Annotated in this window: 18 protein-coding genes; 11 read left to right on the forward strand and 7 right to left on the reverse strand. The window is 59.6% G+C overall.

The window, feature by feature from the left end; translation table 11 throughout:
- Positions 1-57: 57 nt before the first annotated feature.
- Positions 58-1,560: an exopolyphosphatase gene (ppx, locus tag Q1V60_RS12430; RefSeq protein ID WP_300630641.1), complete on the reverse strand. Its 1,503-nt coding sequence runs from the start codon at positions 1,558-1,560 to the stop codon at positions 58-60.
- A gap of 481 nt (positions 1,561-2,041) precedes the next feature.
- On the opposite strand from ppx, the gene Q1V60_RS12435 reads away from it, so the two are divergent.
- The 4 genes from Q1V60_RS12435 to Q1V60_RS12450 all read left to right on the forward strand — a co-directional run bounded on the left by Q1V60_RS12435 (position 2,042) and on the right by Q1V60_RS12450 (position 6,567).
- On the forward strand, positions 2,042-2,698 hold the full coding sequence (locus Q1V60_RS12435; protein WP_300630642.1) for a DUF1120 domain-containing protein: 657 nt from the start codon (positions 2,042-2,044) through the stop codon (positions 2,696-2,698).
- 133 nt (positions 2,699-2,831) lie between these two features.
- Complete coding sequence (locus Q1V60_RS12440; RefSeq protein ID WP_300630689.1) at positions 2,832-3,521, forward strand: fimbria/pilus chaperone family protein; 690 nt, start codon at positions 2,832-2,834, stop codon at positions 3,519-3,521.
- A 6-nt stretch (positions 3,522-3,527) separates the two neighbouring features.
- Positions 3,528-6,029: a fimbria/pilus outer membrane usher protein gene (locus Q1V60_RS12445; protein ID WP_300630643.1), complete on the forward strand. Its 2,502-nt coding sequence runs from the start codon at positions 3,528-3,530 to the stop codon at positions 6,027-6,029.
- Positions 6,019-6,567 (forward strand): hypothetical protein, encoded by a 549-nt coding sequence (locus tag Q1V60_RS12450; protein ID WP_300630645.1) that lies wholly within the window; start codon positions 6,019-6,021, stop codon positions 6,565-6,567. Before Q1V60_RS12445 ends, Q1V60_RS12450 begins: the two co-directional genes overlap by 11 nt.
- On the opposite strand, the gene Q1V60_RS12455 is transcribed toward Q1V60_RS12450, so the two are convergent.
- Genes Q1V60_RS12455 through Q1V60_RS12470 form a run of 4 tightly spaced genes read right to left on the reverse strand, consistent with a single transcriptional unit; the run spans position 6,539 to position 9,381 of the window.
- The gene (locus Q1V60_RS12455; RefSeq protein WP_300630646.1) at positions 6,539-7,276 is read right to left on the reverse strand and encodes an amino acid ABC transporter ATP-binding protein; all 738 of its coding nucleotides are present in this window, start codon (positions 7,274-7,276) and stop codon (positions 6,539-6,541) included. The two genes, Q1V60_RS12450 and Q1V60_RS12455, sit on opposite strands and share 29 nt — an antisense overlap.
- Positions 7,263-7,913 (reverse strand): amino acid ABC transporter permease, encoded by a 651-nt coding sequence (locus Q1V60_RS12460; RefSeq protein ID WP_300630647.1) that lies wholly within the window; start codon positions 7,911-7,913, stop codon positions 7,263-7,265. The genes Q1V60_RS12455 and Q1V60_RS12460 overlap by 14 nt, the downstream gene beginning before the upstream one ends.
- Complete coding sequence (locus Q1V60_RS12465) at positions 7,910-8,578, reverse strand: amino acid ABC transporter permease (RefSeq protein ID WP_300630649.1); 669 nt, start codon at positions 8,576-8,578, stop codon at positions 7,910-7,912. Before Q1V60_RS12465 ends, Q1V60_RS12460 begins: the two co-directional genes overlap by 4 nt.
- Before the next feature lie 17 nt (positions 8,579-8,595).
- Positions 8,596-9,381: a transporter substrate-binding domain-containing protein gene (locus Q1V60_RS12470; RefSeq protein ID WP_300630651.1), complete on the reverse strand. Its 786-nt coding sequence runs from the start codon at positions 9,379-9,381 to the stop codon at positions 8,596-8,598.
- Between the two features lie 254 nt (positions 9,382-9,635).
- Here Q1V60_RS12470 and Q1V60_RS12475 point away from each other — a divergent pair, with 254 nt between their 5' ends.
- The 6 genes from Q1V60_RS12475 to Q1V60_RS12500 all read left to right on the forward strand — a co-directional run bounded on the left by Q1V60_RS12475 (position 9,636) and on the right by Q1V60_RS12500 (position 16,908).
- Entirely contained in the window at positions 9,636-10,331 is a 696-nt protein-coding gene (locus tag Q1V60_RS12475) for a FadR/GntR family transcriptional regulator (RefSeq protein ID WP_300630653.1), read from the forward strand.
- A 120-nt stretch (positions 10,332-10,451) separates the two neighbouring features.
- Positions 10,452-10,781, forward strand: a complete 330-nt coding sequence (gene trxA / locus Q1V60_RS12480) for a thioredoxin TrxA (RefSeq protein WP_300630654.1) — start codon at positions 10,452-10,454, stop codon at positions 10,779-10,781.
- Between the two features lie 234 nt (positions 10,782-11,015).
- On the forward strand, positions 11,016-12,275 hold the full coding sequence (gene rho, locus Q1V60_RS12485; RefSeq protein ID WP_003176825.1) for a transcription termination factor Rho: 1,260 nt from the start codon (positions 11,016-11,018) through the stop codon (positions 12,273-12,275).
- Positions 12,276-12,431: 156 nt separating this feature from the next.
- The gene (locus Q1V60_RS12490) at positions 12,432-14,414 is read left to right on the forward strand and encodes an acyltransferase family protein (protein ID WP_300630657.1); all 1,983 of its coding nucleotides are present in this window, start codon (positions 12,432-12,434) and stop codon (positions 14,412-14,414) included.
- 59 nt (positions 14,415-14,473) lie between these two features.
- A complete protein-coding gene (ubiD, locus tag Q1V60_RS12495; RefSeq protein WP_300630659.1) occupies positions 14,474-15,940 on the forward strand; it encodes a 4-hydroxy-3-polyprenylbenzoate decarboxylase in 1,467 nt (488 codons plus the stop codon).
- A complete protein-coding gene (locus Q1V60_RS12500; RefSeq protein WP_300630660.1) occupies positions 15,940-16,908 on the forward strand; it encodes a CDP-6-deoxy-delta-3,4-glucoseen reductase in 969 nt (322 codons plus the stop codon). The genes ubiD and Q1V60_RS12500 overlap by 1 nt, the downstream gene beginning before the upstream one ends.
- A 21-nt stretch (positions 16,909-16,929) precedes the next feature.
- Here Q1V60_RS12500 and Q1V60_RS12505 read toward each other — a convergent pair whose 3' ends face one another.
- Positions 16,930-17,409: a sn-glycerol-3-phosphate transporter gene (locus Q1V60_RS12505; RefSeq protein WP_300630662.1), complete on the reverse strand. Its 480-nt coding sequence runs from the start codon at positions 17,407-17,409 to the stop codon at positions 16,930-16,932.
- A gap of 255 nt (positions 17,410-17,664) precedes the next feature.
- On the opposite strand from Q1V60_RS12505, the gene Q1V60_RS12510 reads away from it, so the two are divergent.
- Entirely contained in the window at positions 17,665-18,318 is a 654-nt protein-coding gene (locus Q1V60_RS12510; protein ID WP_300630664.1) for a gamma-glutamylcyclotransferase, read from the forward strand.
- Here the strand turns inward: Q1V60_RS12510 and glpT are convergent.
- Complete coding sequence (gene glpT, locus Q1V60_RS12515; RefSeq protein ID WP_300630666.1) at positions 18,315-19,652, reverse strand: glycerol-3-phosphate transporter; 1,338 nt, start codon at positions 19,650-19,652, stop codon at positions 18,315-18,317. The genes Q1V60_RS12510 and glpT overlap by 4 nt on opposite strands.
- Between the last annotated feature and the right edge of the window lie 136 nt (positions 19,653-19,788).

Here is a 19,788-nt window from a genome sequence, read left to right on the forward strand (position 1 = left end):
TGACTGATCCACCGCATTCGCGAGCAAGCCCGCTCCCACATTTGTTTTAGGGTGTTTTTAATGCAAGTTCAGGCTGAATCCCACCCGCGCCAGCCACTCCGCTTCCTGGGCGAAGTCCGCCTGGGTCAGCTGGTTTTCATCCAGCCAGCCTTTGGGGAACATCACTTCCAGGCTGTCGCCGTCGGCACGCAGTTTCACCTGGGGCATTTCCTGAGTGCCACGGATGTGGTGGAACAGGATTGCAAAGCGCAACAGCGCGCACAGGCGAATCAGCTTGATGCCGTCTTTGCCGAACTCGGCAAACTTGTCTTTGGGAATATTGCGACGATGGCCGCGCACCAGCAGCGCGAGCATCTGTTGATCTTCCCGTGAGAAGCCGGCCAGGTCCGAGTGCTCGATCAAATAGGCGCCATGCTTGTGGTAATGGTAGTGAGCGATGTCCAGGCCCACTTCGTGCACCTTGGCGGCCCAGCCCAGCAGTTCGCGCCATACGCCGTTTTGCAGGTCCCAGTCGTCGGCCACCTGGTCGAAGGCATGCAGGGCTTTGCGCTCTACGCGAGCCGCTTGCTCCAGATCGACGTGGTAACGCTCCATCAACGAACTGAGGGTGCGCTCACGCACATCTTCATGGTGATGGCGACCAAGCAGGTCATACAGCACACCTTCGCGCAGGGCGCCGTCACAGTGGTCCATGCGTTGCAGTTCGAGGGCGTCGAAGATCGCCTCGAGAATCGCCAGGCCGGCTGGGAAGATGGTGCGGCGGTCAGGCTTGATGCCGTCGAAGTCGATCTTCTCGGCGTCACCCAGCTTGAACAGCTTGCGCTTGAGCCACGCCAGGCCTTCGGCATTGACCTCGCCGGTGCCATGGCCGCCTGCCTTGAGCGCCAGGCCGATGGCGCGGATGGTACCCGAAGAGCCAATGGCTTCATCCCAGCTCAGGCGGTGCAGGGCGTGTTCGATACTCATGATTTCCAGCCGCGCCGCCGTGTAGGCCTGGGCATAGCGCGCCGGAGTGATCTTGCCGTCCTTGAAGTAACGCTGTGTGTAGCTGACGCAGCCCATCTGCAGGCTCTCGCGCAACAGAGGTTCGAAACGCTGCCCGATGATGAATTCGGTGCTGCCACCGCCGATGTCCGCCACCAAGCGCTTGCCCGGCGTGTCGGCCAGCGTATGAGAAACCCCGAGGTAGATCAGGCGTGCTTCTTCGCGACCGGAAATGACTTCTACCGGATGCCCTAAAATCTCCTCGGCGCGATGGATGAATTCGTTGCGGTTGCGGGCTTCACGCAATGCGTTGGTGCCCACTATTCGTACAGCGCCAGGCGGCATGCCGTTGATCAGTTGCGCAAAGCGTTTGAGGCAGTCGAGCCCGCGCTGCATGGATTCTTCATTGAGTTGACGTTCGTCATTGATCCCGGCAGCCAGTTGCACTTTTTCGCCGAGCCGCTCAAGGATGCGGATTTCACCGTTCTGGGCCTTGGCCACGACCATGTGAAAGCTGTTGGAGCCCAGATCGATGGCGGCGATCAGGGACAGATTCTTGGCTTGGGATTGCGGCATGGTTTGGGGTCTCGGTCGATAACCTTGCCATCGTGCCACGATCGACCGCTGGAGCCAACGCGTTGTGCTTCGGTAATTTTTCTGAGGCGGTCTATGGGGATATTTTGTAAGGCATGTAGGGTGGCGTCCCACGGCAGCCGTGAGTAGTAACTTACTGCTGTAGGATTTTTTAACTTTGATTGTGGTAAAGCCGGGTTTTGATTTTTCCTACAGTACGCGCTTGGTTATTACTTTCGTTATTTTGTTTTCGCCTACTTTTAAAGTGACTTTAAATGACCTGTAGTTTTTACGGTTCTCACATTAGCCGGAGGTTTGTCTGATTCTTTAATGAAGCGCCAAAGCGACACACTGTCACCCGGCAATTTTGCCGTGGTGTTATTTATGTGTCGTTGTAGCCCTTCCAGGAAGGTCAACCGTTTGGCGATGGAGCGCCAGGACGAAGATAGAGAGCACCTAATAACTTTTTAGTGACAGGTCGAATATGAAAAAAATTATTGGATTGACCCTGGGTCTCGCTTGCCTGGCGGCAAACATTGGCGCACATGCTGCCACCAGCGCCGAACTGATCGTCAGGGGCATCATCAAGCCCGCTGCCTGTAACCTCAACATGAGCGGCGGTGGCATTATCAATTACGGCGATATTCCCTCGGCCCAACTGTCCCAGACGGCGTTCAACGCGCTTGGCGAAAAAACCACGCCTATCACCGTCAGCTGTGGCAACACGCCTGCCAAGTTCGGGCTCAAACTCGTCGACCTGCAGGCCGGCAGCAAGGTAACGGGCATACTCACCGCCCTCGGCGGCGGTTACACCGAGGCGCACAACTTTGGGTTGGGGACTGTGGCCGGCCGCAAGACGGGTGGCTTTGCCGTGGCCCTCAAGGACCTGCGCTCGTCGAACGCAACACTGGCTCCGATCATGCGAGTCAGCACCGGCGCATGGCAGGTCAGCGATGGCAGGGTCGCACAGTCGCCTAGCCAGTATTCCTGGCGCAGTGGCGCGGCGGCCACGCCTGCTTCGATCACTCAGTTGACCGGCACAATCGCCGTGCGTGCTGTTATCAACAAAGGTCAGGATTTGGACCTGAGTCGCGACGTGACTCTTGATGGCCGCGCAACACTTGAATTGAGCTACATCTAAGCGACATCACGACAGCCGATCAAGAGCGTTCATGTTTCTGATCGGCTGTTTCTATATGTGCGCCCAGATATCAATAGTCAACTTCAAGTCGTGGGGAAAACACAGAGTGCTTAGTCGTCCAATAAGAAAGAGTATGTGTTTGTTGTATGCAATATCGATGTTATGTGTTGTCGGTGTTGCGGTGGCTGACGGTATGTTGCCGGAAACCACGGTCATTGTGCTGAATGAAGAGCAGGGTGAAGCGACGATAAACATCAGGAATACCGACGCGGCGCCAGCGCTGCTGCATTCGGTGATAGAGAATATACCGGAAGATGTGGAGCCGCTTTTGATCGTGACGCCGCCTATCGCGCGCGTGGAAGGCGGCGAAACGCAACTGGTGCGTTTCATCAGCACGTTAAAGTCACCGTTGAAGACTCAGCGGCTCAAGCGCGTTTCTTTCGAAGGCATCCCCCAGGCGCGCGCTGCGGGCGGTGCGACCATTGGCATCACCTTGCGGCAGAATTTACCGCTGATCCTGCATCCCCAAGGCTTACCGGTTCATCACACGCCTTGGGAACTGTTGAAGTGGCGACGCGCAGGGCAACGTTTGACGGTTCACAACGACAGCGCTTATGTGGTGCGCATGGCGCCACAGGTGCAGTTATTGCCGCAGGGAGCCCCAGCCATGCTGCCGCGCACCTACATTTTGCCGGGCGAAGCGCTGGCGGTGAAGGTTGAGGGACCCTTGGAAGGATTGACCGGCGTCGAGATTCAGCCGGCCACGATCTACGGCTTTTCGGTAGACAACTACCGGGCCCCGATCAATACGGATGGGGGTTGATCGCCCATGACAGACCTGTCGAGTAACCGAACTGCAGCCTCTTTATGGGCCCGCCGGCCTACCTTGATCGTCGGGGTCGCGACACTCTGGAGTTTCCCTGGCGTTGTCCCTGCATTGGAGTTGGGCGAAGGTTTTGACCTGGCGGCATTGACCACGCATGGCATTGACCCGAAAGTCTCGGATTACTTCCGCACGGCGGCGCGCTTTCGCGAGGGTACCCAAGTGGTGGGGTTGAAAGTCAATGGCAACCCGCTCGGGTCGGTAGACGCGCAATTCGATGCCGATGGGCAATTGTGTTTTACCCCGGCACTGCTGGAAAAAGCCGGGTTGGTAAAACCCGCTGGCATCGTGCGCAAAGGCGCCACCGCCGGCCAGTCATGCCACGACTTTCTTGGGGCGTTTCCCACGACTATGGTACGGCTGCGCCCTGGCAACGATGAGGTGGCGCTGGTGGTGCCAACTTCATCCTTGCGCGAACCCCAGTGGGAGGCCGGGGATTTTGCCCGGGGCGGCGCGGCGGGGTTGTTCAACTATGACGTGCAAGGTTTCGACAGCCACTCGCGCAATGGCAACAACCGGTTCGTATCGGCCTACACCGAAGCGGGTTTCAACCTGGGCGACTGGATTGTTCGCAGTCGTCAATTCTATGTCGCCGATAACGGCGTGACGAACAACGAGCACCTGTATGCCTACGCGCAGCGGGACGTCGCTGCCTTTCAATCGACTTTTCAGGCTGGTCAGATCTCCAGCAATAACCCGCTCTTTGGCGGCATCCGACTGTCGGGTGTGCAGTTTTCCCCTGATGGCCAATCGCGTGTGCCGGCGGGCAGCAATAATGCCGTGGTGGAAGGCTTGGCACAGAGCCAATCGCGCATTGAGGTGCGTCAGTCCGGTGTGTTGATCCACAGTACGCTGGTGCCCGAGGGGCCTTTCCGGCTGACCGGTTTGCCGTTGCTCAATGGCACGAGCGACCTTGAGGTCAGCGTGATCGATGTACGCGGGGCCCGACGTAGCTTTGCGGTGCCGGCGGCTTCGTTCGCCGGAGCCGCGCCGGCGGCGCCTGGTTATTATTTTTCCCTTGGCAAAATACGTGAAGAAACGCACGGCCAGAGCCCCTCGCCCATTGTCGCCATGGGTAGCGGCACGTGGGGCCTGGGGCGTGATTCATCCGGCGGTTTCGGCTTGCTGAGTACCGACGAGTACTGGTCGGCAGGTGGCACTTTAAGCAGCGTGTTTTTCCAGCGGGTGTCGGTAAGCGCGCGCCATAATCTTTCCCGCGACAGCCGTAATGCGGTGTCCGGTTCGCGCAGCAGCGTTTCCGTGAGCAGCCCGGTATCCGCCAACATTGATCTCAACCTCAGTGCAACCAGCCAGACCAAGGGCTATCGCGAGGTGATCGAGGCCGCCCGCCCGATCAAGGCAGATGTACTGGAGTCGCGCTTCAAGAGCCAGTACACGGCGGGCGTGACATGGGTCGACCCCACCCTGGGTGCGTTCTCCCTGGGCTATACCCACGGCGCTCAATTTGACGGGCAATCGAGCGAGCACGTATTCGCGTCATGGAACAAGTCGTTCCGCTACGCCGATGTTGCGTTGATTGCCGACTCGCAGGTAGGCAGCACTCAGGCCCGCCGCGACGCCACGCGGGATAGAAACCGGCGCGACGTTGTGCGCGAGGATGACGTGTCGTTGCGCTTGCAGGTCAGCGTGCCCTTGGGCGGTGATCGTCGTGTGAGCAGTTATATCAGCCGCCGCGGGGGGCAATCCCGTACTGGTACGGCGCTCACTGAACGGGTCAATGAGTATGTGAATTATGAAGTGGGCGTCGAGCGCGACCTCAGTGCGCAGGAGCAATCGATGCGCGGGCAGGTGGATCTCACGCCGCGTTACACCCGAGTCGGTATGGGCGTCAGTCGTGACCCATTGGGCACCAGTTATACCGGGCAATTGCAAGGTGGCGTGGTCGCTCATGAAGGTGGGGTTACCTTCTCGCCCTACACGGTGCAGGACACGTTTGGTATTGCGTCGGTGGGTGACATCGGGGCCGCGAAAATCGACACCCCTCAAGGTCCGGTGTGGACCGACTTCACCGGCCAGGCCGTGCTTCCAAGCTTGCCTGCCTACACCAACAGCCATATCGAAGTGCAAACCCAGTCCTTGCCAAAGCGCGTTGATTTGAAGAACGGCACCCGGGTACTCGCCGCAGGTCGCGGTTCCGTCAACACCGTGGCATTCGACGTGGTGAAAGTGCGCCGCATGCTGGTCAACGTCACGGATGATCAGGGTCGGCCACTGCCTCAGGGGGCTGCAGTGTTCGGCAAGGGCGATCGTTTTCTGACCAGCGTAGTAGGCGAAGGCCTGCTCTTTCTCAATGACGTGAACGACTTGCAAGACCTGAAGGTTTTACTGCCGGACTCCGCCAGTTGCCTGCTGAACATTTCACCTGAGGGCCAGCCTGATAATGACAAGTTCTTCGAAACAACTGCGGCGGTGTGTCATGGTCGGTAAGCTTGAACGCATCGGCTGTGCGCTGTTCTGTTCGGTGCTGTTGGCTCAGGAGGCGCGTGCCGAAAATTGTCGATTGTCCGTAAGCCAACCGCGTATCGACTATGGTGTCATTCGCAGGGAGGCGCTGGTCGAAAGCGCTACAGTGAGGCTCGCCACGCGCACGTTGCAGCTCAACGTGTTGTGCGTCGAGCCGTCGGCGATGGGGTTACGGTTTATCGGTGCCGCCGATGGGCAAGCGTTCCGCTTTGGCCGGCAGGGGCAGTTGCGTCTTAGCCTCAAGCATGCACAGGTGGATGGGCGTGCCGTCGAGTGGGCAGTGGCGAACCAGCCCGGTGCTGGCGCGGTTGAGCAGTTACTGCCCGGCCAGGTCCTGGTGGCACGCGCTGCGGGGATACCGGTGACAGGTCAGCGCTTGACGGCCCAGGTCGACATCGCCGCCGACCTGCCCGCCGACGCCCTGCAAGTACGGAACCAGACGGTGTTGGAAGGGCAGGGTAGTTTTGAACTGGTCAGCCCGGCTGTTCCACGGAACCGATGAAGTGGGCAAGCTCAGGCGTTTGCGGGTTGGCGAACACGACCTTAGGATCGCCCACTTCATGCACCTTGCCTTGGTGCATGAACACCAGCTTGTCACCGACTTCGCGGGCGAAGCGCATCTCGTGGGTCACCATGATCAGGGTCATGCCATCCTTGGCCAGTTGGCGCACCACGCTGAGCACTTCATTGACCAGTTCCGGGTCCAGGGCTGAGGTGATCTCGTCGCACAACAGCACCTTGGGTGACATGGCCAGGGCGCGGGCAATGGCGACACGCTGTTGCTGGCCGCCGGACAGCTGATCCGGGAAAGCATCGAACTTTTCCCCCAGGCCGACCCGCTCCAGCATCTGCCTGGCCAGCTGCGCTGCCTTCGCCTTGGGCACTTTCTGTACCACTTGCGGCGCGAGCATCACATTTTCGCCGACGGTCAGGTGCGGGAACAGGTTGAATTGCTGGAACACCATCCCGACCTTCTGCCGCAGGCTGCGCAGGTCGGCGCGGGCGGCGTCGAGGTATTCGCCATCGACTTCGATCACACCGTCGTTGATGGACTCCAGGCCATTGAGGGTACGCAGCAAGGTGGACTTACCCGAGCCACTGCGGCCGATGATCGCCACCACCTGGCCTTCTTCGACGGTCAGGTCGATGCCCTTGAGTACGTGGTGATCGCCGTAATATTTATGCAGGGCAGAAATTCTAAGCAGAGGCATGCAGTCTCCTTTCCAGGTAGCGCGCACTGAGGGACAAGGGGTAGCAGAGCAGGAAATAACCGAGCGCCACCAGGCCGTAGACCATGAAGGGTTCGAAGGTGGCGTTGGCGAGCATGCCGCCGGTCTTGGTCAGCTCGGTAAAGCCGATGATCGAGGTCACGGCGGTGCCTTTGACCACCTGCACCGAAAACCCCACGGTCGGCGCCACGGCAATGCGCAGGGCCTGGGGCAGGATCACGTAGCGCAGTTGTTCAAGGGGGTTAAGCGCCAGGCTGGCCGACGCTTCCCACTGCCCATGGGCGATCGAGTCCACGCAGCCGCGCCAGATCTCGGCGAGGTAGGCGCTGGTAAACAGGGTCAGGGCAATGGCCGCCGCCAGCCAGGGCGAAATATCCACCCCGAGCAACGCAATGCCGAAAAACACCAGGAACAGCTGCATCAACAGCGGCGTACCCTGGAACAGTTCGATGTAAGTGCGGGCAACATTACGCGCGAATGCCTTGCGACTGATGCGCATCGCCATCACCAGCAGGCCGATCGCACCGCCGCCTACAAACGCCACCAACGACAGCAACAGCGTCCATTGCAGGCCAGTGAGCAGGTTGCGCACGATGTCCCAGAAGGAAAAATCACTCATCGGCTGTTCCTCGTCACGTAGCGGCGGCCGATCCAGTTGAGCAACTGGCGAATCATCAACGCCATGCACAGGTACACCAGGGTGGTCAGGGCATAGGTTTCAAAGGCGCGGAAATTGCGTGACTGAATGAAGTTGGCGGCGAAGCTCAGCTCTTCGGTGGCGATCTGGGAACAGACTGCCGAGCCAAGCATCACGATGATGATCTGGCTGCTCAGGGCCGGCCACACCTTGCCCAGTGCCGGCAGCAGCACCACATGGCGAAACGCTTCGAAACGCGTCATCGCCAGTGCGGCGGCGGCTTCCAGTTGCCCTTTCGGGACAGCCTGAATGCCGGCGCGGATGATCTCGGTGGAGTAGGCGCCCAGGTTGATCACCATTGCCAACACAGCGGCTTGCCACTCGGTGATTTTCAGCCCCAGGGACGGCAGGCCGAAGAAGATAAAGAACAACTGCACCAGAAACGGTGTGTTGCGGATCAACTCGACATACACACCGAAGCACCAGGCGAACGGCTGAATCTTCCACGCCCGCACCACTGCGCCGATGATGCCCAGAGCCACCCCCAGGATCGCGCCGATAGCCGTGAGCTCAAGCGTAAACAGGGCGCCGCGTAACAACAGGTCGGTGTTGGCCAGCACCGGTACAAAGTCGAATTGGTACGCCATCAGTCAGCTCCGTCGCGTCACAGATCAGCCGGCAGCGGCTCTTTGAGCCACTGCACGGCGTTCTTTTCCAGGCGCCCATCAGCCTTCGCCGCAACCAGAATCTGGTTGACCTTCTCCAGCAGCGCCGGCTCGTTCTTGTTCACCCCCACGTAGACCGGGGAGTCCTTGAGCTTCACTTTCAGCGCCGGTACACGTTTCGGGCTGCGCTCGCTGATTGCCACCATCACCACGTTGCCGCTGGCGATCAGGTCGACCTGGCCGGCCAGATAGGCGGCGATGGTCGAGTTGTTGTCTTCAAAGCGCTTGATGGTCGCCTCTTTGGGCGCGACAGCCGTCAGCTCGATGTCTTCGATGGCGCCACGGGTCACGCTGATGGTCTTGCCCTTGAGGTCGTCGATGCTGCCGATCATCGCGTCAGGCGGGCCGAATACCGCGAGGTAGAAGGGCGCGTAGGCCTTGGAGAAGTCGATGACTTTTTCGCGCTCGGGGTTCTTGCCCAGGCTGGAGATCACCAGGTCGACCTTGCCGGTGGTGAGGAACGGGATGCGGTTGGTGCTATTGACCGGGGTCAGCTCCAGCTTGACCTTGAGTTGGTCGGCCAGCAGCTTGGCGGTGTCGATATCCAGGCCGCGGGGTTTCATGTCGGGGCCGACTGATCCGAACGGCGGGAAATCCTGGGGCACGGCGACCTTGAGGGTGCCACGGGCGACGATATCGTCCAGACCGTTGGCCTGGACGGGAGCCTGGCTCAGCATCAGGCTGACAAACAGGGCAGTGAGCAGGGCGCTGTAGCGCTTGGTCATGACAACTCTCCGAGAAGGGCGAAGGGATTTTCTGAGTTTGCCCAGTGCACAGCCCATGCCAGCCCTCTCGGAATTGTCTGTAAGGCACGGCTCCGTTGAGAGGAGATGGTCTTACTGGTCTGAACAGTCGTTGAGCTTTCCGCACCCTTTTCGAGCGCCGTAAAAGCGCGCGAACGCCTTTGGGGCGTGGCTTGCCGACAGGCATGAATAGCTTTACAACTAGCCGCTCAGTTGGCTCAAACCATGAGTTATTTATGAATTCCATCGCCCAAGCCGTACCGGAAGCGGCCCTGCAGGCCATCCGCAAACTGATCAAGGAGCGAGGTTTCAGGCCGGGCGATGCATTGCCATCTCAGCGCGATTTGGCGATGCGTTTGGGCGTGAGCCGAGCGTCGCTGCGTGAGGCGTTGTCGTCCTTGAGCGCCTTGGGGGTGGTCAATGTGCAGCCGGGCAAGGGCGTATTCGTGCAGGCGCCGGCACCGTCGTCCGAACTGCCCTGGCCGTTTGCCGCGCAGGCCACGCCGCTGGATATCTTCCAGCTGCGTTACGCGCTTGAGGGGTTTGCCGCTGGTTTGGCGGCGGTCACATTGACCACTGACGAACTCGACAGCCTGCAAGACAATGTCGAGGCGATGCGCAAAGAGCTTAAAGCCTGTGACTTTGAAGCCGCCGCCCGGCTGGACTTCGAATTCCACCAGCGCATCCTGCTGGCCAGCGGCAACCAGGCGATGGTGAGTATTCTGAGTGCCAGCGCCGATGTATTCCTGGAAAGCCAGAAACTACCGTTCATCCGGCCGGAACGAGCCATGGAAACCTGGCAGGAACATCGCAAAATCCTGCGCGCCCTGGCCCGGCGTACCAGTGCGGCAGCGCAGAAAACCATGCAGGAACATGTTCGTAATGCCGCGTTGCGCACGGGCATTGCCTTCGTCACGCCCGTCTCGCCGTGAGCAGGTGATATCCAAAGTCATGCGTCACCATAGCAAGACTCAATCAGAGGCGGCTTCCTGAACGGGGGAAGGGCGGCTATGATGGGCAACGTTTTTTTTGCTTACAATCCGGAGACATCCATGAGCAACGATCTTATCAAGCACGTCACCGACGCGACCTTTGAGGCCGAAGTACTCAAGGCTCAAGGCCCGGTGCTGGTTGACTACTGGGCTGAATGGTGCGGCCCTTGCAAAATGATCGCTCCGGTCCTGGACGACATTGCAACCACATACGAAGGCAAACTGACCATTGCCAAGCTGAACATCGACGACAACCAGGAAACCCCGGCCAAGCATGGCGTGCGTGGTATTCCGACCCTGATGCTGTTCAAGAACGGCGAGGTTGCAGCCACTAAAGTCGGCGCGTTGTCGAAATCCCAGTTGCAAGCATTTCTCGACGCCAACATCTAAGCGTCGCCAAAAAAGCCCCGAAAATCTCGGGGCTTTTTCGTAAAACAGGGCTAGACGCTCCGAAACTCAGGTGTTACATTCGGCCCCGCACTGGTTTCTCCCGTGCCCCCTGCAAGCCGTCGCCGACGCATTCCTTTTCGATTAGTACGCGATCCTGTCGCCTTCTCTGCGGCGCGGCCTCATTAAGCCAAAAGCTTAATTTCCCCCCTCCATAAATGATTACGTCATTCCTATATGAATCTGACTGAACTCAAGCAAAAGCCGATTACCGACCTGCTCCAACTGGCCGAAGAAATGGGCATAGAAAATATGGCCCGTTCGCGCAAGCAGGACGTGATTTTCTCCCTGCTCAAGAAGCACGCGAAAAGCGGCGAGGAAATCTCCGGTGATGGCGTGCTGGAGATTCTCCAGGACGGCTTCGGCTTCCTCCGCTCCGCAGACGCTTCCTATCTTGCCGGCCCAGACGATATCTACGTCTCGCCGAGCCAGATCCGTCGCTTCAACTTGCGCACCGGCGACACCATCGTGGGCAAGATCCGCCCTCCGAAGGAAGGCGAGCGTTACTTCGCTCTGCTCAAGGTCGACACGATCAACTTCGATCGTCCAGAGAACGCGAAAAACAAGATTCTCTTCGAGAACCTGACCCCGCTGTTCCCGACCGTGCGCATGAAGATGGAAGCCGGTAACGGTTCCACCGAAGACCTGACCGGTCGTGTGATCGACTTGTGCGCACCGATCGGCAAAGGCCAGCGTGGCCTGATCGTCGCGCCGCCGAAAGCCGGTAAGACGATCATGCTGCAGAACATTGCAGCGAACATCGCACGTAACAATCCTGAAGTTCACCTGATCGTACTGTTGATCGATGAGCGTCCGGAAGAAGTGACCGAAATGCAGCGCACCGTGCGTGGCGAAGTGGTTGCCTCGACGTTCGATGAGCCGCCAACCCGCCACGTGCAGGTTGCTGAAATGGTGATCGAGAAGGCCAAGCGCCTGGTCGAACACAAAAAAGACGTGGTGATCCTGCTCGACTCCATCACCCGTCTGGCCCGTGCCTACAACACCGTTATCCCAAGCTCCGGCAAGGTGCTGACCGGTGGTGTCGATGCCCACGCCCTGGAGAAGCCGAAGCGTTTCTTCGGCGCCGCGCGGAACATCGAAGAAGGCGGCTCGCTGACCATTATCGCCACCGCGCTGGTTGAAACCGGCTCGAAGATGGACGAAGTGATCTACGAAGAGTTCAAGGGTACCGGCAACATGGAACTGCCCCTGGACCGTCGTATCGCTGAAAAGCGTGTGTTCCCGGCCATCAACATCAACCGTTCCGGTACGCGCCGTGAAGAGTTGCTGACCGCCGACGACGAACTGCAGCGCATGTGGATCCTGCGCAAGCTGCTGCACCCGATGGACGAAGTGGCCGCCATCGAGTTCCTGATCGACAAGCTGAAAACCACCAAGACCAACGACGAATTCTTCCTGTCGATGAAGCGCAAGTAATACGGCGTTTCAGGTCCAGAAAATGGCGTCCCAACAGGGCGCCATTTTTTTTGCGTCGAGATTCATCGGGTTTTATGGCATAAGTGTCCGTTAAGTAACAAAAATTGTACGCGCGACTACGCTCACTCCTTTCGTCACTGACTGACCACAATTCTTATGACCACTCTTGCTTATCGCAGAGACATCGACGGCCTGCGTGCCATCGCTGTCCTCGCAGTCGTGTTGTTTCACTTCGGCGTTCCCGGTATTACCGGCGGTTTCGTTGGCGTCGATGTGTTCTTCGTCATTTCCGGCTTTCTGATCACTTCCATTATTTGGCGCGAGCGCCAGGCCGGCCGCTTCAGTTTCATCGACTTCTGGGCCCGGCGCGCACGGCGTATCCTGCCGGCGCTATTTGTAATGATTGCGGCGACACTCGTGGTGGGTTGGTTTCTGTTGGCGCCCAAGGATTACGAGGAGTTGGGGCGGTCCGCGCACTATCAGGTGACCTTTACTTCCAATCTGTTGTTCTCGCGCCAGCATGGCTATTTCGATGCGTCCTCTGACATCAAGCCCCTGTTGCACACGTGGTCACTGGCGGTGGAAGAGCAGTTCTACATTTTCTTCCCCCTGCTGCTCACGTTGCTTTCAAGTCGCCTGAAACACTGGCGCCTGGCGCTGTTCGCGGTGTTGCTGGGTTCTTTTGGCATGAGCGTCTGGGCGGTTCAGCATGAGCCGCAAAAAGCCTTCTTCCTGCTGCACCTGCGGGCCTGGGAATTGCTGGCCGGCGCGATGCTGGCGGTGCTGCCCAAATATGAGTGGCGCGCTTCGCCCGCCCTGGCGCAAGGGGTCAGCCTGGCCTCGATGGCCCTGATTCTGATCGCCGTAGTGGGTTACGACGCGAAAACACCTTTCCCCGGCCCGTCTGCGCTGTTGCCGGTGCTGGGCGTCGTCGGGTTGATCTGGGCCAACGGGCAGCAACACACCTGGGTCGGGCGGCTGTTGAGTACGCGGGTAATGGTAGGCATCGGGCTGATTTCCTATTCCTGGTATCTGTGGCACTGGCCGGTGTTCGTGTACGCCAACTATGCCGCGGTGGATGGCTTGAGCGCCTTGGAACTGGCCGGGTTGATGCTGCTTTCGTTGGTGCTGGGTTATTTGTCCTGGCGCTTTGTGGAAACGCCGTTCCGCGAGAAACGCCTGTTGGCGGGACGCAAAGCGATTCTGGCGGCAGCCGTGGTCGGCATTCTGGGCCTGGGCTTTACTGGCCTTGCGATACGCGAATTCGACGGTGTGCCTTCGCGGCTGTCCGAACAGGCGTTGCGTTTCGCGCAGGCGAAGAAGTGGAGCCCGGAGCTGCTGGCGTGCATGGCTGACAAGGACACGCCCGATGAGCGGTTGTTCTGCCATTTCGGGCCGCAAACCCAATCCGTCTCGGCGCTGGTGTGGGGCGACAGTCATGCCACCGCGTTGATTCCGGCGCTCAAGGAAGGCGCTGATCGCCACGATATCAGCCTGGTTGAAGCCAGTTTTGCCGGCTGTATCCCGTTGGATGGCTTGGAGAATATCGCCCGGTGTGCGCATTTCAACCATCGCGTCGAGAAGGCGATGGCCGAGAAAAAATTCAGCGATGTGGTACTGGCGGCGCGTTGGAGCCTGTATGTCTATGGGCAAATGTCGGGTGACAAGGAGCATGCGCTCAAGGACCCCGGCACCGGAAAATACGTGCGCGCTGTCGCCGAGCAGCGCTTTGCCCAGGGCCTGCGCGAGCGCATCCAGGCACTGCGCGCCGCCGGGCATAACGTCTGGCTGGTCAAGGAGGTGCCGTTGCAGGAAATCATCGTGCCTTACCGCCTCAGCCGCCTGGCGATGATGAACCGACCGGTGGACGGTGAAGGGCTCCCCGTGGCGGAGCATGTAAAACGTCAGGCTTATATCACCCAGTTGTTCGACGAACTGGCGGCTGCCGACAGCGGTGTCAGGGTGCTGGATCCCGCGCCTTTGCTGTGCGGCGCCGATGGCTTGTGCCGGGTGGAACTCAATGGGCGGGCGCTGTACACCGACGATAACCACCTTTCCGACGTGGGCGCCCGGCATATCGAGGCCTTCCTGGAGCCGTTGTTCAGTTCGCTGCAATCACGGGGCCTGACGGCCAATTAAGCTGCCAGCCGCTTCTAGAGCAGGTAGGATGTACACCTATTTTACGGGTGGCATGGTTAATGAAATTCAAGGATCTTCGGGATTTCGTGCAGCAACTTGAGCAGCGCGGAGAGTTGAAACGTATCCAGATGCCGATTTCACCGGTACTGGAAATGACTGAGATTTGCGACCGCACCTTGCGTAACAAGGGCCCGGCGCTGCTGTTCGAGAACCCGACCGGTTTTGACATCCCGGTGCTCGGCAACCTGTTCGGCACCCCTGAACGCGTCGCCTTTGGCATGGGCGCCGAGTCGGTCAGCGAACTGCGCGAGATCGGCAAGCTGCTGGCCTTCCTCAAGGAGCCGGAGCCGCCGAAAGGTTTGAAGGACGCGTGGTCGAAGCTGCCGATCTTTCGCAAGATCATTGCCATGGCGCCCAAGGTGGTCAAGGACGCGGTGTGCCAGGAAGTGGTCATCGAAGGCGATGACGTCGACCTGGCCATGCTCCCGGTGCAGACCTGCTGGCCCGGCGATGTCGGCCCGCTGATCACTTGGGGCCTGACCGTCACCAAAGGTCCGAACAAGGACCGCCAGAACCTCGGCATCTACCGCCAGCAAGTGATCGGCCGCAATAAGGTGATCATGCGCTGGCTGAGCCACCGCGGCGGCGCCCTGGATTTTCGTGAGTGGTGTGAAAAGCATCCGGGCCAGCCGTTCCCGGTCTCCGTGGCCCTGGGCGCCGACCCGGCCACCATCCTGGGCGCCGTGACGCCGGTGCCGGACAGCCTGTCTGAATACGCTTTTGCCGGTCTGCTGCGCGGCAACCGCACTGAGCTGGTGAAGTGCCGCGGTAACGATCTGCAAGTGCCGGCCACCGCCGAAATCATCCTCGAGGGCGTGATTCACCCCGGTGAAATGGCCGATGAAGGGCCGTACGGCGACCACACCGGTTATTACAACGAAGTCGACAGCTTTCCGGTGTTCACCGTCGAGCGCATCACCCATCGAATCAAACCGATCTACCACAGCACGTACACTGGCCGGCCACCGGACGAGCCCGCCATCCTCGGCGTGGCGCTGAACGAAGTGTTCGTGCCGATCCTGCAAAAGCAGTTCCCGGAAATCACCGACTTCTATCTGCCGCCGGAAGGCTGCTCGTACCGCATGGCCATCGTCACCATGAAGAAGTCGTATCCAGGCCATGCCAAGCGGGTAATGCTGGGCGTGTGGTCGTTTTTACGACAGTTCATGTATACCAAGTTCGTTATCGTCACCGACGACGACATCAATGCCCGCGACTGGAATGACGTGATCTGGGCCATTACCACGCGCATGGACCCCAAGCGCGACACGGTAATGATCGACAACACGCCGATCGACTACCTCGACTTTGCCTCGCCGGTGTCGGGCCTGGGCTCGAAAATGGGCCTGGATGCGACTCACAAATGGCCGGGTGAAACCACCCGCGAGTGGGGCCGGGTAATCGTCAAGGATGACGCGGTGACTGCGCGCGTCGATGCAATCTGGAAAGAATTGGGAATAGATTGATGCGTGTAACCCTGCAACCTTCCGGCGCAGTACTGGAGCTGAATCCCGGCGAACGAATCCTCGAGGGCGCGCGCCGCCTGGGCTATGAATGCCCGCAGGCCTGTCGCAACGGCGTATGCCACGTCTGTGCGGCGCTGTTGGTGGAGGGCCGGGTGCAGCAGGCCGGCGAGGTGCGTGATCATGGTGAGTTCTATACCTGCATCGCCGAGCCGTTGGAAGATTGCATCGTGTTGTGGGATGGCGTGCTGGCGCCGGGAGAGTTGCCGTTGCGCAAGTTGTCGTGCCAATTGAGCGAATGCGTGGAAGTCGGCGGCGATGTGTGGCGCGTGCGCCTGCTGGCTCCGGCTGGAAAGGCAGTGCGTTACCACGCCGGGCAATACCTGATGATCGAGCGTGAGAACGGCGAGAAGTCGGCGTTTTCCCTGGCGTCGGCGCCTCACTCCGGACGCGAGCTTGAATTGCACGTGCTGGCCCGTGAAGACAGCGCACGCAACCTGCTGGACCAGCTCCAGCGTAATCAGATGGCCCGTATCGAACTGCCGTTCGGCGATACCCACTTGGCGGAGTTGCCGGACGGGCCGCTGGTGCTGATCGCCGCCGGCACCGGCATGGCCCAGATGCACAGCCTGATCGAGCATTGCCGGGCTTCCGGCTTCAAGCACCCCGTGCACCTGTATTGGGGCGTGCGTCGCCCGGAAGATTTCTACGAGATCGAGCACTGGGACCAGTGGCGGCAACTGCCCAACCTGTTCCTGCACAAAGTGGTCAGTGACCTGTGCGGTTGGGAAGGGCGCTGCGGGTTGCTGCATGAAGCCGTGTGCGAGGACATTGCCGACCTTAAGGCCGTGCATGTGTACGCCAGTGGATCACCGGCGATGATCTACGGCACGCTGGATGCCTTGGTCGACGCGGGTATGGATGCGCACCAGATGCGCGCTGACGTATTTGCCTACGCCCCCCGGCCCTGAGCGGAACAACGGTGGGCTTGCTTAGAACCGCACGCCCGTCGTCAGCATCGCCGCGTTGAACCCCAGCAGCACCAATTCCGCCGCCATCGGCCCGTAATGCGTGCCCACGGACGGAATGATCACCGGCGCAACGCCATAACGGTTTAGGGGGATTTTGTCGCGGTACTGGCCGCGATAACCCTGGATCGCCCCGCCGGTGACCTTCAGGTACACCGGGTACTCAGTCATGTCATAGCGCTTGCCGGCGTACGCGTAGTACGAGCGTTGCCTGAACGAATTGCGAAATGTCACCGCGCCATACACCAGGCCGGACGCCTCATTGCGTTCCAGGCCAAAAAGGTCCTGCTTGTTGTTGTGCTCGGGGTCGGGCGCGAAGTGCCTTGTATAGACGCTGGTCTGCGCGTACCAGAAGCCTTTGTCGTCGTTCGCCGGTGTTTCAGTGGCCAGAGCAGTGGTGGCTTGGGCCAGGAACACCAGGCCAGGCAAGCGTAGTTTTTTCATAGGCGACCTCGATAGTCGGGTTGTCGAGCGGCTAAGTGGGTCATGATGGACGCGCTATTTTGGCGGTTCGGCAGGCGCTCAGGCTGAACCGGCGCTGAAAGTGCTTGAATTAAAGCGGCCAGTCTCCACAAGTGGGTGGCCTTGCTCCTGCATCTCGCCTATACCGCTTTTACGCCGTACGGTTACAGCGGTGCGTTTTATTACGGTAAAGTTGCTTACAACTGGTAATACACAGGAGGCGCACCGCTTTTCGCCATGACCGCCATTGAAACCGATCTTTTGCAATTGGCTTACCCTCCGCGACTCGATCTTGGGCCGCAACTCACTCACGAACAATTGATGAGCTCGATGCAGGCCACGATGAGTCGGCACAAGGGTGGGCCGGTCTGGCTATTTGCGTATGGTTCGCTGATCTGGCGCCCGGAATGCTCATCCGCCGAGCGAGTGCGGGCGCGGGTCCATGGCTATCATCGGGGCCTGTACCTGTGGTCCCACGAGCACCGGGGTACGCCGGAGTTGCCGGGCTTGGTGTTCGGGTTGGATCGCGGCGGTTCGTGCAACGGATTTGCTTACCGCTTGCCGGAAGATCAGTTGGAGGCTTCGCTCTACGCGTTGTGGCAACGCGAGATGCCTTACCCGTCCTACCGACCGCACTGGCTCAGTTGCCGGCTGGAAGATGGCAGTCAGGTACAGGCGTTGGGGTTTGTGCTGGAGCGACACTTGCCCAGCTATGCCGGCAACTTGCCCGATATCGTGCTGAACCATGTGCTGCAAAGTGCTTGCGGGCGTTACGGGACTACTCGCGATTATGTCGAGCAGACCGTGAACGCCCTGCGTAGCCACGCCATGCCAGATAAAAACCTGGAGGCGCGGCTCAAGCGTTGTGCCAAGGATTGCTCAGGCAGTTAGCGCGCCGAGCTGACACTGTTGGTGTGCCACAGCGTTGGGATCAGGAATGCGATCGCCAATACGCACGCGCCGATCAGCAGCACGAAGCCGCCGTCCCAACCGAAGTGGTCCACGGTGTAGCCCATCGCCGCACTGGCGGCCACTGACCCGCCCAGGTAGCCGAACAGGCCGGTGAAGCCTGCGGCAGTGCCGGCGGCTTTCTTCGGTGCCAATTCCAGCGCCTGCAGGCCGATCAGCATTACCGGGCCGTAGATCAGGAAACCGATGGAGACCAGCGCGATCATGTCGACCACCGGGTTGCCCGGCGGATTAAGCCAGTAAACCAGGGTTGCCACGGTTACCAGCGCCATGAACACGATGCCGGTCAGGCCACGATTGCCACGGAAGATCTTGTCCGACATCCAGCCGCACAGCAGCGTGCCCGGGATACCCGCCCACTCGTAGAAGAAATACGCCCACGATGACTTGTCGACAGTGAAATGCTTGGCTTCTTTCAAGTAAGTCGGCGCCCAGTCCAGTACACCGTAGCGCAGCAGGTAGACGAACACGTTGGCGAGCGCGATGTACCACAGCATTTTGTTGCGCAGTACGTACTTGACGAAGATTTCCTTGGCGCTGAATTCGTCTTCGTGGCTGGCGTCGTAGCCTTCCGGGTAGTCGTTCTTGTACTTCTCGATCGGCGGCAGGCCGACCGATTGCGGGGTGTCACGCATGGTGATGAAGGCAAACGCCGCCACTGCCAGCGCCACCGTGGCCGGTACGTAAAACGCCGCATGCCAGTCATTGAACCAGGCCATGCCCAGCAGGAACAGCGGGCCGATGAGGCCGCCGCCGACGTTATGCGCCACGTTCCATACCGACACTACGCCGCCGCGTTCCTTCTGCGACCACCAGTGCACCATGGTCCGCCCACTCGGCGGCCAGCCCATGCCCTGGGCCCAACCGTTGATGAACAGCAAAATGAACATCATGGTCACGCTGGACGTTGCCCAAGGCGCGAAACCGAAAATGAACATCACCCCCGCTGAAACCAGCAGGCCGAAGGGCAGGAAGTAGCGCGGGTTGGAGCGGTCGGACACCAGGCCCATGAGGAACTTGGACAAGCCGTAGGCAATCGCGATGGCCGACATCGCCAGCCCCAGTTCACCGCGGGTGTAACCCTCGTCGATCAGGTAGGGCATGGCCAGGGAGAAGTTTTTGCGCAGCAGGTAGTAGCCGGCATAACCGAAGAAAATACCGGCGAAGATCTGCCAGCGCAGCCGTCGGTAGGTGCTGTCTATTTTTTCTTCAGGCAGGGGCGCCTGGTGTGCGGCAGGTCGAAAGAAAGCAAACATTCAAGAGCTCCAAATTTCTTGTTTTGACTGCGGATGCGAATGTTACAGTTTCGTTACCGAAAATAGCATCGCCTCTTATCCGCAAACACAGGAAATGGGAGCAATTGCATGTTCTCTTATGAACATGTCGCGAATA

Origin of the sequence: Pseudomonas sp., assembly GCF_030147005.1 — a bacterium.
Taxonomy (GTDB): Bacteria; Pseudomonadota; Gammaproteobacteria; order Pseudomonadales; family Pseudomonadaceae; genus Aquipseudomonas.